General features: G+C 59.5%; 13 protein-coding genes. 7 read left to right on the top strand and 6 right to left on the bottom strand.

The window, feature by feature from the left end:
- Positions 1–188 precede the first annotated feature (188 nt).
- Both trxA and JFU11_RS16370 read right to left on the bottom strand, forming a co-directional pair.
- On the bottom strand, positions 189–518 hold the full coding sequence (trxA, locus tag JFU11_RS16375) for a thioredoxin TrxA (protein WP_007899382.1): 330 nt from the start codon (positions 516–518) through the stop codon (positions 189–191).
- Positions 519–640: 122 nt separating this feature from the next.
- Entirely contained in the window at positions 641–1,348 is a 708-nt protein-coding gene (locus tag JFU11_RS16370) for an FCD domain-containing protein (protein ID WP_201061322.1), read from the bottom strand.
- 257 nt (positions 1,349–1,605) lie between these two features.
- Between JFU11_RS16370 and JFU11_RS16365 the strand changes: the two genes are divergently transcribed.
- From JFU11_RS16365 to ppx, 5 genes are all read left to right on the top strand, one after another.
- Positions 1,606–2,391, top strand: coding sequence for a transporter substrate-binding domain-containing protein (locus tag JFU11_RS16365; RefSeq protein ID WP_123720278.1), 786 nt, complete (start codon positions 1,606–1,608; stop codon positions 2,389–2,391).
- 22 nt (positions 2,392–2,413) lie between these two features.
- The gene (locus JFU11_RS16360; RefSeq protein WP_008076077.1) at positions 2,414–3,085 is read left to right on the top strand and encodes an amino acid ABC transporter permease; all 672 of its coding nucleotides are present in this window, start codon (positions 2,414–2,416) and stop codon (positions 3,083–3,085) included.
- Complete coding sequence (locus JFU11_RS16355; protein ID WP_008012514.1) at positions 3,082–3,732, top strand: amino acid ABC transporter permease; 651 nt, start codon at positions 3,082–3,084, stop codon at positions 3,730–3,732. The genes JFU11_RS16360 and JFU11_RS16355 overlap by 4 nt, the downstream gene beginning before the upstream one ends.
- The gene (locus tag JFU11_RS16350) at positions 3,719–4,456 is read left to right on the top strand and encodes an amino acid ABC transporter ATP-binding protein (protein WP_201121324.1); all 738 of its coding nucleotides are present in this window, start codon (positions 3,719–3,721) and stop codon (positions 4,454–4,456) included. Before JFU11_RS16355 ends, JFU11_RS16350 begins: the two co-directional genes overlap by 14 nt.
- Positions 4,457–4,700: 244 nt before the next feature.
- Positions 4,701–6,203 carry an exopolyphosphatase gene (gene ppx, locus JFU11_RS16345; protein WP_201061320.1) on the top strand — a complete coding sequence of 501 codons (1,503 nt, stop codon included), beginning with the start codon at positions 4,701–4,703 and terminating at the stop codon, positions 6,201–6,203.
- Positions 6,204–6,394: 191 nt separating this feature from the next.
- Here ppx and ppk1 read toward each other — a convergent pair whose 3' ends face one another.
- Positions 6,395–8,617, bottom strand: a complete 2,223-nt coding sequence (gene ppk1, locus JFU11_RS16340; RefSeq protein WP_201061318.1) for a polyphosphate kinase 1 — start codon at positions 8,615–8,617, stop codon at positions 6,395–6,397.
- Positions 8,618–8,635: 18 nt separating this feature from the next.
- Positions 8,636–9,649 carry a porphobilinogen synthase gene (hemB, locus tag JFU11_RS16335; RefSeq protein ID WP_007899362.1) on the bottom strand — a complete coding sequence of 338 codons (1,014 nt, stop codon included), beginning with the start codon at positions 9,647–9,649 and terminating at the stop codon, positions 8,636–8,638.
- Positions 9,650–9,856: 207 nt separating this feature from the next.
- Between hemB and JFU11_RS16330 the strand changes: the two genes are divergently transcribed.
- A complete protein-coding gene (locus JFU11_RS16330; RefSeq protein WP_007899360.1) occupies positions 9,857–10,489 on the top strand; it encodes a DedA family protein in 633 nt (210 codons plus the stop codon).
- Here the strand turns inward: JFU11_RS16330 and JFU11_RS16325 are convergent.
- Positions 10,470–11,705, bottom strand: a complete 1,236-nt coding sequence (locus JFU11_RS16325) for a sterol desaturase family protein (protein ID WP_201061314.1) — start codon at positions 11,703–11,705, stop codon at positions 10,470–10,472. The genes JFU11_RS16330 and JFU11_RS16325 overlap by 20 nt on opposite strands.
- Positions 11,706–11,819: 114 nt before the next feature.
- On the opposite strand from JFU11_RS16325, the gene elbB reads away from it, so the two are divergent.
- Positions 11,820–12,488: an isoprenoid biosynthesis glyoxalase ElbB gene (gene elbB, locus JFU11_RS16320; protein WP_201061312.1), complete on the top strand. Its 669-nt coding sequence runs from the start codon at positions 11,820–11,822 to the stop codon at positions 12,486–12,488.
- Positions 12,489–12,606: 118 nt separating this feature from the next.
- On the opposite strand, the gene JFU11_RS16315 is transcribed toward elbB, so the two are convergent.
- Positions 12,607–13,536 carry a transposase gene (locus tag JFU11_RS16315; RefSeq protein ID WP_123719003.1) on the bottom strand — a complete coding sequence of 310 codons (930 nt, stop codon included), beginning with the start codon at positions 13,534–13,536 and terminating at the stop codon, positions 12,607–12,609.
- Positions 13,537–13,652 lie beyond the last annotated feature (116 nt).

Genomic DNA, 13,652 nt, shown 5'->3' with positions numbered 1-13,652 from the left:
GCGCCGCAGAGAAGGCGACAGGATCGCGTACTTATTCGAAAAGGAGTGCGTCGGCGACGGCTAGCAGGGGGCAGTGGAGAAACCAGTGCGGGGCCGAATGTACCACCTGAGTTTCGGAGCGTCTAGCCCTCAATAACGAAAAGGCCCCGCATTATGCGGGGCCTTTTCATGACGCTTTATAACAACGCTTAGATGTTGGCGTCGAGGAAAGCAGCCAGTTGCGACTTCGACAGCGCGCCGACCTTGGTGGCTTCGACGTTGCCGTTCTTGAACAGCATCAGCGTCGGGATACCACGTACGCCGTGCTTGGCCGGGGTTTCCTGGTTTTCGTCGATGTTCAGCTTGGCGACGGTCAGCTTGCCAGCGTAGGTGCCAGCGATCTCGTCCAAAACCGGGGCGATCATTTTGCAAGGGCCGCACCACTCAGCCCAGTAGTCAACAAGCACAGGGCCAGCAGCCTTCAGTACTTCTTCTTCGAAGTTAGCGTCGGTGACGTGCTTGATAAGATCGCTGCTCATGGATGTCTCCGGGTTGTAAGCAATAAAAAACGTGGCCCATCATAGCCGCCCTTCCCGTGTTCAGGAAGCCGCAGATGATTGAGTCTCGCTATGGTGGTCCATGAGTTTGGGTATAGCTCAAGTCATGAGGTGGCGGGAGCGACGAAAGCAATTCCGGTGCGCAGGGCGGCGTTGCGCACATGCTCTTGCATCGCCTTCTGCGCGGCGCCAGAGGCCCGACGAGCCAGCGCGCGGAGGATTTTACGGTGTTCCTGCCAGGTTTCCATGGCGCGTTCGGCCCGGATGAACGGTAGCTTCTGGCTCTCCAGGAAGATGTCGGCGCTGGCTGTAAGGATGCTCAACATCGCCTGATTGCCGCTGGCCAGGAGGATGCGCCGGTGAAACTCGAAATCCAGTCGTGCCGCTGCATCGAAATCAGCGGCACGCAGTTCGTTGCGCATGGCGGCGACATTGTCTTCCAGGGCATCGAGCTCATCGGTGCTCAGGGTCACAGCCGCCAGCCCGGCGGCAAAACCTTCCAGCGCGTAGCGCAACTGGAAGATGTCCAGCGGCGATGCCTGAGCCGCGAACGGCCAGCCCGGCGCCGCATCGCCCCGGGGCAGATCGACCGGTGACTGCACGAACACGCCCTTGCCTGGCTGGATACTGATCACGCCCAGCGCACTCAGGGACGATAACGCCTCACGCAATGATGCCCGACTGACCCCCAATTGCACCGCCAGGTCCCGTTGCGAGGGCAAGGCATCCCCCGCCCCGAAACCTTGCTCGGTGATCAGTTTGCGGATGGCTTGCAGCGCCACTTCAGGTACGGCGCGGGAGATCGAGTTCATGGTTTTTTCAGACGAGCCAGGCCAATGAGCGGCTAGTTGTAAAGCTATTCGCGACGTCCGGCAAGTCGTGCCCCATGGGGGTTCGGGAATTTTCACGGGTGCGCCATCAGGGTGCGAAATGCCACCCAACTGTTCAGACCAGTAAGACCGAACGACACCAGCAAAACCGTGGCCTGCGCCCCCCAAAACCTAATCTTGGCATGGCCCGTGCTCTGTCGATCCGCAGAAATCACTTCCCGCCGATCCGGAGATTTGCCATGACCCAGCGTTACAGCGTCCTCCTCGCAGCCCTGTTTGCCAGCCTGATGCTGAGCCAGGCACCCGCCCACGCCGACGGTCTGGAGGACGTGGTCAAACGCGGAACCCTCAAAGTTGCCGTGCCCCAGGACTTCCCGCCATTCGGCTCGGTCGGCCCGGACATGAAACCTCGCGGCTTGGACATCGACACCGCCAAACTGCTGGCCGACCAACTCAAGGTCAAACTCGAGCTGACCCCGGTCAACAGCACCAACCGCATTCCGTTCCTGACCACCGGCAAAGTCGATTTGGTGATTTCCAGCCTCGGCAAGAACCCTGAGCGCGAAAAAGTCATCGACTTCTCCCGTGCCTACGCACCGTTCTACCTCGCCGTGTTCGGCCCGCCAGACGCCGCCATCAAGGGCCTGGACGATCTCAAGGGCAAAACCATCAGCGTCACCCGTGGCGCCATTGAAGACATCGAGTTGACCAAAGTCGCTCCCGAAGGCGCGACCATCAAACGCTTCGAAGACAACAACTCGACCATCGCCGCCTACCTCGCCGGCCAGGTCGACCTGATCGCCAGTGGCAACGTGGTGATGGTAGCGATCAGCGAGAAAAACCCGAAACGCGTGCCGGCCCTGAAAGTGAAGCTCAAGGATTCGCCGGTTTACGTTGGCGTGAACAAGAACGAGCCGGCGCTGCTGGGCAAGGTCAACGACATCCTCACCACGGCCAAAGCTGACGGGGCGCTGGAAAAGAATTCGCAAACCTGGCTGAAAGAGCCGCTGCCGGCCGATCTCTGATCGTTCGCGCGGGAGACGATTTATGGCTTATCAGTTCGATTTCTTGCCGGTGGTGGAAAACACCGACCTGCTGCTGCGCGGTGCGCTGTTCACCCTTGAGTTGACGGCCATTGGCGCGGTGCTCGGGGTCGGCCTGGGCATCGTCGGGGCACTGGTGCGGGCGTGGAACATCCGCCCGTTCGCCGGCATTTTCGGGGTTTACGTCGAGTTGATCCGCAACACGCCATTCCTGGTGCAGTTGTTTTTCATCTTCTTCGGCTTGCCGTCGCTGGGCCTGCAGATTTCCGAATGGCAGGCGGCGGTACTGGCGATGGTGATCAACCTCGGCGCCTATTCGACCGAGATCATCCGCGCCGGCATTCAAGCGATCCCTCGCGGGCAGCTGGAAGCCGCAGCCGCCCTGGCGATGACGCGCTTCGAAGCCTTCCGTCACGTGGTTCTGTTGCCGGCGCTGGGCAAGGTCTGGCCGGCCCTGAGCAGCCAGATCATCATCGTGATGCTCGGCTCGGCGGTCTGCTCGCAGATCGCCACCGAAGAGCTGAGCTTCGCCGCCAACTTCATTCAATCGCGCAACTTCCGCGCCTTTGAAACCTATGCCCTGACCACACTGATCTACCTGTGCATGGCGCTGCTGATCCGCCAATTGCTGAACTGGATCGGCCGGCGCTACATAGCAAGGAGCAGCAGCCAATGAGCGATTTCACCTTCTGGGACATCCTGCGCAACCTGCTCACGGGCCTGCAATGGACCCTGGCATTGTCGCTGGTGGCGTTTATCGGCGGTGGGCTGATCGGTTTGCTGATCATGGTGATGCGGATTTCAAAAAAATCCCTGCCCAGCAACTTCGCCCGCACCTACATCGAACTGTTCCAGGGCACGCCGCTATTGATGCAGCTGTTTCTGGTGTTCTTCGGTGTGGCGTTGGCCGGGGTAGAAATTTCACCGTGGATGGCCGCGGCGATTGCCTTGACGCTGTTCACCAGCGCCTATCTGGCGGAGATCTGGCGCGGTTGTGTCGACTCGATCCCCAACGGCCAGTGGGAAGCCTCGTCGAGTCTGGCGCTCAATCCGCTGGAGCAATTGCGTTACGTGATCCTGCCGCAAGCCCTGCGCATCGCCGTGGCGCCGACCGTGGGCTTCTCGGTGCAAGTGGTCAAAGGCACCGCAGTCACCTCAATCATCGGCTTTACCGAACTGACCAAGACCGGCGGCATGCTCGCCAACGCGACCTTCGAGCCCTTCATGGTCTACGGCCTGGTGGCGCTCGGTTACTTCCTGCTCTGCTACCCCTTGTCCCTCAGTGCGCGCTACCTGGAAAGGAGACTGCATGCCTCTGCTTAGAATTTCCGCCCTGCATAAATATTACGGCGATCACCATGTGCTCAAAGGCATCGACCTGAGTGTCGACGAAGGCCAGGTGGTGGCGATCATCGGCCGCAGCGGCTCGGGCAAATCCACCTTGTTGCGCACCCTCAATGGTCTGGAATCGATCAATGACGGCGTGATCGAAGTCGACGGCGAATACCTCGACGCCGCCCGCGCCGACCTGCGCAGCCTGCGGCAGAAAGTCGGGATGGTGTTCCAGCAGTTCAATCTGTTCCCGCACCTGACTGTGGGCGAAAACGTCATGCTTGCGCCGCAAGTGGTGCAGAAAGTACCGAAAGCCAAAGCCGCCGAACTGGCGCGGCAGATGCTGGAACGGGTCGGGCTGGGAGAGAAGTTTGATGCGTTCCCGGATCGACTGTCTGGCGGCCAGCAACAGCGGGTGGCGATTGCTCGTGCCTTGGCGATGTCGCCGAAAGTCTTGCTATGCGACGAGATCACCTCGGCGCTGGATCCGGAACTGGTGAACGAAGTGCTGAGCGTGGTCCGGCAATTGGCCAAGGAGGGCATGACGCTGATCATGGTCACCCATGAAATGCGCTTTGCCCGCGAGGTTGGGGACAAATTGGTGTTCATGCACCACGGCAAGGTGCATGAGGTGGGGGATCCGAAGGTGTTGTTTGCCAACCCGCAGACGGCGGAGCTGGCGAATTTCATTGGGACGGTTGAGGCGGCAGACTGAAGGATATTTAGTGCCTTTGAGGCCGCCTTCGCGGGCAAGCCCGCTCCCACAGGGCTCTCTGTTGGAACGCGATCATGTGTTCGACGCAAAAACTTGTGGGAGCGGGCTTGCCCGCGAAGAGGCCATCTGCAACGCCACGAATGCCCCCGTGGTAAAAGATCGCAGCCTTCGACAGCTCCTACGCGTTGGCGGCAGCGTTTGATCGTGGCAGGATGTCGAGGTTATCGACCGAGACCCCCTGACCATGCCGCAATCCCAAGCCAAGAATCTGTCCCTGATCGCCGCAATCGACCTGGGCTCCAACAGCTTTCACATGGTCGTGGCCAAGGCCCAGAACGGCGAAATCCGGATTCTCGAACGTCTCGGGGAGAAGGTTCAGCTGGCCGCCGGCATCGACGAAGAACGTCAACTCAGCGAAGAATCCATGCAGCGCGGGCTCGATTGCCTGAAGCGTTTCGCCCAACTGATCAGCGGTATGCCGCCCGGCACCGTGCGGATCGTCGGCACCAACGCCCTGCGCGAAGCCCGTAACCGCGCCGAATTCATCCGTCGCGCCGAAGAAATTCTTGGCCATCCGGTAGAAGTGATCTCCGGCCGTGAAGAAGCTCGCCTGATTTACCTCGGCGTCTCCCACACCCTCGCCGACACGCCGGGCAAGCGCCTGGTGGCCGACATCGGCGGCGGCAGTACTGAATTCATCATCGGCCAGCGCTTCGAACCGCTGCTGCGCGAAAGCCTGCAAATGGGCTGCGTCAGCTTCACCCAGCGCTATTTCAAGGATGGCAAGATCACCCCGGCCCGCTACGCCCAAGCGTACACTGCGGCGCGGCTGGAGATCATGAGCATCGAACACGCCCTGCACCGCCTGACCTGGGATGAAGCCATCGGCTCCTCGGGCACCATTCGCGCCATTGGCCTGGCGCTGAAGGCTGGCGGGCATGGCACTGGTGAAGTGAATGCCGAAGGCCTGGCCTGGCTCAAGCGCAAGTTGTTCAAACTCGGCGATATCGAGAAAATCGATTTCGAAGGTATCAAGCCCGACCGCCGGGCGATCTTCCCCGCCGGGTTGGCGATTCTCGAAGCGATCTTCGACTCCCTCGAACTGCAACGCATGGATCACTGTGAAGGTGCCCTGCGCGAAGGCGTGCTCTATGACCTGCTGGGCCGTCATCATCATGAAGACGTCCGTGAGCGCACGCTCAGCTCGCTGATGGAGCGTTACCACGTCGACCTGGAACAAGCCGTACGAGTCGAACGCAAGGCACTGCACGCCTTCGATCAAGTGGCTGAAGACTGGGATCTGAACGACGGCGTCTGGCGCGAACTGCTGAGCTGGGCGGCCAAGGTCCATGAAGTGGGCCTGGACATCGCCCACTATCAGTACCACAAGCACGGCGCCTACCTGATCGAGCACTCGGACCTGGCCGGATTCTCCCGCGAAGACCAGCAAATGCTCGCGCTGCTGGTGCGGGGCCACCGACGCAACATTCCCAAGGACAAGTTCGCCGACTTCGGTGACGACGGCATCAAGCTGATTCGTTTGTGCGTACTGCTGCGCTTTGCGATTCTGTTCCATCACATCCGCGGTACCCAGGAAATGCCACAGGTGGTGCTGCACGCCAACGGCGACAGCCTGGATGTGTTATTCCCGGAACACTGGCTGGACGACAACCAGTTGACCCAGGCCGACTTCGCCCTGGAAGCGGAGTGGCTGACCCGCGTCAGCTTCGTGCTGAACGTCCGTTAATCACGCAATACCCTGTAGGAGCTGCCGCAGGCTGCGATCTTTTGATCTTGCTTTTCAGTAGCCCAGAAAAGATCAAGATCAAAAGATCGCAGCCTGCGGCAGCTCCTACAGGGAACAGGTTCGGCATGTTCATCCGATGAAAACAAAAATGGCGATCCGCAGGGATCGCCATTTTTTGTATCACACCAGCGTTACCGAACGGTCAGTATCGGGCTGCCCAAGCGCTCAAGCAAGGTTGCCTGGGCACTGCGCGGGTTCTGGTTGCCGGTCGGCGTGTTGCGGATGTAGCGACCGTCCGCCTGCAGGCTCCAGCTGTGAGTGTTATCGGTCAGATAAAGCTCCAGCTCTTTCTTGACCCGCAAAATCAGCTTCTTGCCCTCGACCGGGAAGCAAGTCTCGACGCGCTTGTCGAGGTTGCGCTCCATCCAGTCGGCACTGGACAGGAACATCTGCTCTTCGCCGCCGTTGAGGAAGTAGAAGACCCGGGTGTGTTCCAGGAAGCGACCGATGATCGAGCGCACGTGGATGTTGTGGGAAACGCCGGCGATGCCCGGGCGCAGGCAGCACATGCCGCGCACCACCAGATCGATACGCACCCCGGACTGACTGGCCTTGTACAACGCACGGATGACCTTCGGATCGGTCAGCGAGTTGAACTTGGCGATGATGTGCGCCGGCTTGCCGTCGAGGGCGAACTGCGTCTCCCGGGCAATCATGTCGAGCATGCCCTTCTTCAACGTGAACGGCGCATGCAGCAGTTTCTTCATGCGCAGAGTTTTACCCATGCCGATCAACTGGCTGAACAGTTTGCCGACGTCTTCGCACAAGGCGTCGTCGGAGGTCAGCAGACTGTAGTCGGTGTACAGACGGGCGTTGGCCGCGTGGTAGTTGCCGGTACCCAAGTGGGCGTAGCGGACAATCTCGCCAGCCTCGCGGCGCAAAATCAGCATCATCTTGGCGTGGGTCTTGAAGCCGACCACGCCGTAAATCACTACCGCACCGGCCGCTTGCAGACGGCTGGCCAGCTGCAGGTTGGATTCCTCGTCGAACCGCGCGCGCAATTCGATTACCGCTGTCACTTCCTTGCCGTTACGCGCAGCGTCCACCAGCGCATCGACAATCTCGGAGTTGGCGCCGCTGCGATACAACGTCTGACGAACCGCCAACACGTGCGGGTCCTTGGCCGCCTGGCGCAGCAAGTCGACCACCGGGGTGAACGATTCGAACGGGTGCAGCAGCAGGATGTCCTGCTTGCTGATCACGCTGAAAATGTTCTCGCTGTTTTGCAGCAGTTTCGGGATCTGCGGGGTGAACGGGGTGTATTGCAGCTCCGGATGACTGTCCAGGCCGGTGATGCTGAACAACCGGGTCAGGTTGACCGGGCCGTTGACCTGATACAGCTCAGTCTCGTGCAGGTTGAACTGCTTGAGCAGGTAATCGGACAGGTGTTTCGGGCAGGTATCGGCCACTTCCAGCCGCACCGCGTCACCGTAGCGACGGGAGAACAACTCGCCGCGCAGGGCGCGGGCCAGGTCTTCGACGTCTTCTGTATCGACCGCAAGGTCGGCGTTTCGGGTCAGGCGGAACTGGTAGCAGCCTTTGACTTTCATGCCCTGGAACAGGTCATCGGCGTGGGCGTGGATCATCGACGACAGGAACACGTAGTTGTCGCCCGGGCCACCGACTTCTTCCGGCACTTTGATGATCCGCGGCAGCAGACGCGGTGCCGGGATAATCGCCAGACCGGAGTCGCGACCGAAGGCGTCGATGCCTTCGAGTTCGACGATGAAGTTCAGGCTCTTGTTCACCAGCAACGGAAACGGGTGCGTCGGGTCGAGGCCAATCGGGGTGATGATCGGCGCAATCTCGTCACGGAAATAACGACGAACCCAAGTCTTGAGCTTGGTGGTCCAGTAGCGACGACGGATGAAGCGGACCTGATGCTTTTCCAGTTCCGGCAACAGAATGTCGTTGAGGATTGCGTATTGGCGATCGACGTGGCCGTGCACCAGCTCGCTGATGCGGGCCAAAGCTTGATGCGGCTGCAAGCCATCGGCGCCAGCCTGTTCACGGGCGAAGGTGATCTGCTTCTTCAGGCCGGCCACACGAATCTCGAAGAACTCGTCCAGGTTGCTGGAGAAAATCAGCAGAAACTTCAGCCGCTCCAGCAATGGGTAGGACTCATCCAGCGCCTGTTCCAGCACGCGGATGTTGAACTGCAGTTGCGAGAGCTCACGATGGATGTACAGGCTGCTGTCATCCAGGCCGGGAATGGCAATCGCTGGCGCCGCAACAACGGGCTCGGCCACCACCGCGGGTGGAGCAGGCTCCAGCTCCGGCGGGGTTTCGGCGATTTGCTCCACCACAGGTTGAGCGTCTTTTACGGCAACTTCAGTGAGTCCTTCGGTATTCATCGAATGTTCCTGGGAGGGCTATTTTTGCTCTCGTAACAATTGAGCAGCACGGACGGCAAAGTAAGTCAGGATGCCATCAGCGCCTGCACGTTTAAAAGCGGTCAGGGATTCGAGGATAACCCCTTCGCTCAACCAGCCATTCTGGATCGCCGCCATGTGCATGGCGTATTCGCCGCTGACCTGATAGACGAAGGTCGGCACTTTGAATTCTTCTTTGACCCGGTAAAGGATATCCAGATACGGCATGCCTGGCTTGACCATGACCATGTCCGCGCCTTCTGACAAGTCCGCCGCCACTTCGTGCAGGGCTTCGTTGCTGTTGGCCGGGTCCATTTGATAGGAGGCCTTGTTGGCCTTGCCCAGGTTCAGCGCCGAGCCCACCGCATCGCGGAACGGACCGTAATAGGCGCTGGCGTATTTGGCCGAGTAAGCCATGATCCGCACGTTGACGTGATCGGCCAGCTCCAGCGCTTCGCGGATTGCCTGGATGCGACCGTCCATCATGTCTGACGGGGCCACTACCTGAGCGCCGGCTTCGGCGTGGGACAGGGCCTGTTTAACCAGTGCGTCGACGGTAATGTCGTTCTGCACGTAGCCTTCTTCGTCGAGAATGCCGTCTTGACCGTGGGTGGTGAACGGGTCCAGAGCGACGTCGGTGATCACACCCAACTCCGGGAACCGGTCACGCAGGGCTCGAGTGGCACGCTGGGCGATGCCGTTGGGGTTCCAGGCTTCGGCGGCGTCCAGGGATTTGAGCTCCGGTGGCGTCACCGGAAACAATGCCAGCGCCGGAATCCCCAGCTCGACCCACTTGGCCGCTTCTTCAAGCAACAAATCGATGGTCAGGCGTTCGACGCCTGGCATCGAGGCCACCGCTTCGCGACGGTTTTCACCGTCCAGCACGAACACCGGCAAGATCAGATCGTCGACGGTCAACACGTTTTCACGGACCAGTCGACGCGAGAAATCATCACGACGGTTGCGACGCAGGCGGGTTGCAGGAAACAAACGGTTGGCGGGGGTAAAGCTCACGGCAGACTCCTGAGCCCGCGCAGACGGGCGAGCGTGACAGTTATAAGCGGCCATTATGACGAACACATGACAGTTGTGTGCACCCTGTGACACGTAGCCGCATTCCATTGTCCTTGTAGGAAATGTTCACGTCGAGACACATTTGGACACTTTCATGAATGTGCACGAAGGGTTAGGCTGCGCGTTCATTTCGCCAGCACCCAGACAATGCTCCAACAATTTCTGCATGACTTCGGCTACTTTGCCCTTTTTCTCGGCACGTTTTTCGAAGGCGAAACCATTCTCGTGCTCGCGGGCTTCCTTGCGTTCCGCGGATACATGGACATCAACCTGGTGGTGGTCGTGGCGTTCTTCGGCAGTTATGCCGGCGATCAGCTGTGGTACTTCCTGGGGCGCAAGCACGGGCGCAAATTGCTGGCCCGCAAACCGCGCTGGCAACTGATGGGCGATCGGGCGCTGGAACATATTCGCAAGCACCCGGACATCTGGGTGCTGAGCTTCCGTTTTGTCTACGGGTTGCGCACCGTAATGCCGGTGGCGATCGGTCTGTCGGGCTATCCGCCGGGACGTTACCTGCTGCTCAACGGGATTGGCGCAGCGATCTGGGCCACTGCGCTTGCCGCAGCCTCTTATCACTTCGGCGCGGTACTCGAAGGCATGCTTGGCAGTATCAAGAAGTACGAGCTATGGGTGCTGGGCGCTCTGCTGGTACTGGGCTTTGGCCTGTGGCTGCGGCGGCGCTTCAAGAATGCCCGTCTGGCGAAGAAGATCTATGCCGACGAGCAAGCGTTGAAAGCAGAACAAGCCAAGTCCAGCGAACCTACGACGCCCATCGAGTGAAGCGGTTTCTACAACAGTAGAGACCGATTGCGCTGAGCAGGCTGTAACTGAGCAGCCCCACCCAACCCACCTCGCTGCCCGGCCATAGCCCGACCATTGGCGCCAGCCACATCAGCGGCAGGTTCGATGCCAGCCGCAACAGCTCCAGCTTCAGTGCCTGCGGGCGATTTTCCAAGGCTACGCCCAACACAAACAGCCCCAGTGCGACGGCGCCCCAGCCCAACACCAGGGCAGAAGTCGGCAGGCTCTGCTCCAGGTTCATCAAGTAACTGCCCAAGGCGATGTAGACGCAAAATTGCAGCGCCACATACCACTGCTGGCGTCCATCCAGCCGTACCTCGAATTTGCGGAACTGGCTCAGGTCCGGTTTGTTCATCGGGTACTTGGCCGCCACATCCGCCGGCCGCCAACCGGTGCGCATGAACCAGATCCGCAGCTTGTCCCACCCGCTTTCGGCGCGCCGGGCGTCATCCCACAGCTGCACATAGAACTGCACGTTCGCCCACAACGGATTCCAGCTCGCCAGCGGTGTGGTCACGCCGAAAATCACCGGTTCGTTGTCGTCCTCTTCCTGGAACGAGCCGAATAGACGGTCCCAAATAATGAACACCCCGCCGTAGTTGCGATCCATGTAAAGAGCGTTCTGTGCATGGTGAGCCCGATGATTGGACGGCGTGACGAAGAACCACTCGAACCAGCCAAGCTTGGGAATGTGCCGGGTATGCACCCAGAATTGGTACAGCAGATTCAGCGCCGCAACGCTGACAAACACCAGCAGCGGCACGCCGAGCACGGCCATGGGCAGGTAGAAAATCCAGCTCAGCAGAAACCCGGTGCTGGTCTGGCGCAAGGCCGTGGAGAGGTTGTAATCCTCGCTCTGATGATGCACCGAGTGGGCGGCCCAGAGGATGTTGCGTTCGTGGCCCATGCGGTGCAGCCAGTAGTAGCAGAAGTCGTAGAAGACGAAGGCAAACACCCAGACCCAGACGCTGTCGGCCGACAGCTCAATTACGGCCAGATGCTTCAGGGCGAAGGCATAAGTCACCAGGCCGACGCCTTTGGTCAACAGGCCCGTGGTAGTCGACAGCACGCCGGTGCTGACGCTGTTGATCGCGTCTGCCACGCGGTAATTGCTCACCCCGCGCCAACGGTCGGCCAGCAACTCGACCGCAATCAGCACAAAGAAAAACGGCACCGCATACAGAATGAAGTCCATGACGCGCCCTGATCAGAATCGTTCAGCAGAGATTAGGTGTAGCCGCGCATTAACCCTATGGCAACGAGTGACAAATTAGTGGACATTTAACGCCATGAATCTGGAGAAAAGCCCATGAGCAAAAAAATTGCAGTGATCCTTTCCGGCTGCGGCGTGTACGACGGCGCCGAGATCCACGAAAGCGTGATCACCCTGCTGCGGCTGGACCAGCGCGGCGCCCAGGTGCAGTGTTTCGCACCCAATATCGCGCAATTGCATGTGATCAACCACCTGACCGGCGAAGAAATGCCCGAGGCGCGCAACGTGCTGGTGGAATCGGCACGGATCGCCCGGGGCAACATCAAGGATATACGTGACGCCAGCGTCGAAGACTTCGATGCGCTGATTGTTCCTGGCGGATTCGGCTCGGCCAAGAACCTGTCGAACTTTGCCGTCGAAGGCGCCGGATGCAGCGTTCAGCCTGACGTCCTGGCGTTGACCGAAGCGTTCGCCGAGGCCGGCAAACCGGTGGGGCTGATCTGCATTTCGCCGGCCCTGGCGGCCAAGATTTACGGCCCGGGTGTGACCTGCACCATCGGCAACGATGCCGATACCGCCGCCGCGATGAACAAAATGGGCGCCACCCATGCCGAGTGCGCAGTGACCGACATTGTCGAAGACAAGGCGCGCAAGCTGGTGAGCACTCCGGCGTACATGCTGGCGCAATCGATCAGCGAGGCTGCTTCCGGCATCAACAAACTGGTCGACCGCGTACTGGAACTGACCCACGAAAACGACGAGTAACACTGTTCAATGTGGGAGCAACTGTCTTGATGACCTTTATTTTGAAGGCATATTGATAGACAGCTGAACTCCCACAGCTTTAGGCCATGCGATGCCCTACAGGAACACCGCGACCCGTTTAGGCCAAGGGTTCTTTCCACTCAGTTCGGTCTCGGATCATGGCGTTCAGCCGTATCAACAACACGCGCATACAGGCGATGAGCGCTACTTTTGCGCATTTGCCCTTATGACGCAGTGCGTCATACCGCGCTTTGAACTCAGGCTGTCGCTGAATCACCACCCAGCACGCCATGTACATCGCCCGACGCGCAGCAAACCTGCCACCGCCAATGTGGCGGGGGCCTTCATGTTTGCCGCTGTCGTCGTTGTAGGGGGCTATGCCTGCCAGCGCTGCGATCTCGTGCCGTCCAACCTCGCCCAGCTCAGGTAAATAGGCCATCAAGCTGGCTGCCGTCACGAGCCCTATACCCTTGACCGAACACAAACGGGCCGTTTTATCACTGTCCAGGTCTTTAGCAGTTTGACGGATCAACCTTTCTATCGACTTTATTGCTTGGCATAAATAGTCGATATGACTTCGCAGACAGGGTTTTACCGTGTCAGCAGAGGCTGTTTTGAGGCGCCGTAAATCGTCGCCATGTTGCTGAACAAAGTTTTCACGTTGCTGTACCAGCGCACGTAAATTGTCCTGTTCAGGGCTGGTGATTCGGTTGCTTGGCGACTTTATGACTTCGGCAAACTGCGCGAGCAGCCGCGCATCTATCGGGTCGGTTTTAGCGCGCTGCCCCATGGCCTTGGCAAAGTCTCTGGCTCGGCGAGGGTTGATCCGCAAGACTTCGAAGCCGGCAGCCTGAAGCGCTTTCATGACCTCTCGCTCATAGCCGCCGGTGGCTTCCAGCAATACGCGGCTGACCTGGTAGCGCTTTAACCAATCAATCAGCCCAAGGAAGTCACTGGCGGTATTGAGGTAACTGGCGCCAATGTCTTGCGGGTTAATCCAAATTTCAAGGGTATCTTTGGAAACATCGATGCCTGCGCAGGAAAACATAGCCGAACCCTCTTACACTCAAAGGTGAGAGCGCTCTGGCTGGGCACCACGCTTGTAATGTTCGAGGTCGGCTCGTTCAACTGTTCGGGCTCAATAACCAGAGCGGAGAGGTGAAT

Origin of the sequence: Pseudomonas sp. TH37 (assembly GCF_016650735.1) — a bacterium.
In the GTDB taxonomy this organism is placed as follows: domain Bacteria; phylum Pseudomonadota; class Gammaproteobacteria; order Pseudomonadales; family Pseudomonadaceae; genus Aquipseudomonas; species Aquipseudomonas farris.
This window is presented reverse-complemented; position numbering and strand designations above follow the sequence as displayed.

Bases quoted from the DNA above. Each gene is read 5' to 3' on its own strand.
- JFU11_RS16350 (WP_201121324.1), top strand. From the start codon at position 3,719: ATGCCTCTGCTTAGAATTTCCGCCCTGCATAAATATTACGGCGATCAC.
- elbB (WP_201061312.1), top strand. From the start codon at position 11,820: ATGAGCAAAAAAATTGCAGTGATCCTTTCCGGCTGCGGCGTGTACGAC.
- ppk1 (WP_201061318.1), bottom strand. From the start codon at position 8,617: ATGAATACCGAAGGACTCACTGAAGTTGCCGTAAAAGACGCTCAACCT.
- JFU11_RS16330 (WP_007899360.1), top strand. From the start codon at position 9,857: ATGCTCCAACAATTTCTGCATGACTTCGGCTACTTTGCCCTTTTTCTC.
- JFU11_RS16365 (WP_123720278.1), top strand. From the start codon at position 1,606: ATGACCCAGCGTTACAGCGTCCTCCTCGCAGCCCTGTTTGCCAGCCTG.
- JFU11_RS16370 (WP_201061322.1), bottom strand. From the start codon at position 1,348: ATGAACTCGATCTCCCGCGCCGTACCTGAAGTGGCGCTGCAAGCCATC.
- JFU11_RS16315 (WP_123719003.1), bottom strand. From the start codon at position 13,536: ATGTTTTCCTGCGCAGGCATCGATGTTTCCAAAGATACCCTTGAAATT.
- trxA (WP_007899382.1), bottom strand. From the start codon at position 518: ATGAGCAGCGATCTTATCAAGCACGTCACCGACGCTAACTTCGAAGAA.
- ppx (WP_201061320.1), top strand. From the start codon at position 4,701: ATGCCGCAATCCCAAGCCAAGAATCTGTCCCTGATCGCCGCAATCGAC.
- JFU11_RS16355 (WP_008012514.1), top strand. From the start codon at position 3,082: ATGAGCGATTTCACCTTCTGGGACATCCTGCGCAACCTGCTCACGGGC.
- JFU11_RS16360 (WP_008076077.1), top strand. From the start codon at position 2,414: ATGGCTTATCAGTTCGATTTCTTGCCGGTGGTGGAAAACACCGACCTG.
- JFU11_RS16325 (WP_201061314.1), bottom strand. From the start codon at position 11,705: ATGGACTTCATTCTGTATGCGGTGCCGTTTTTCTTTGTGCTGATTGCG.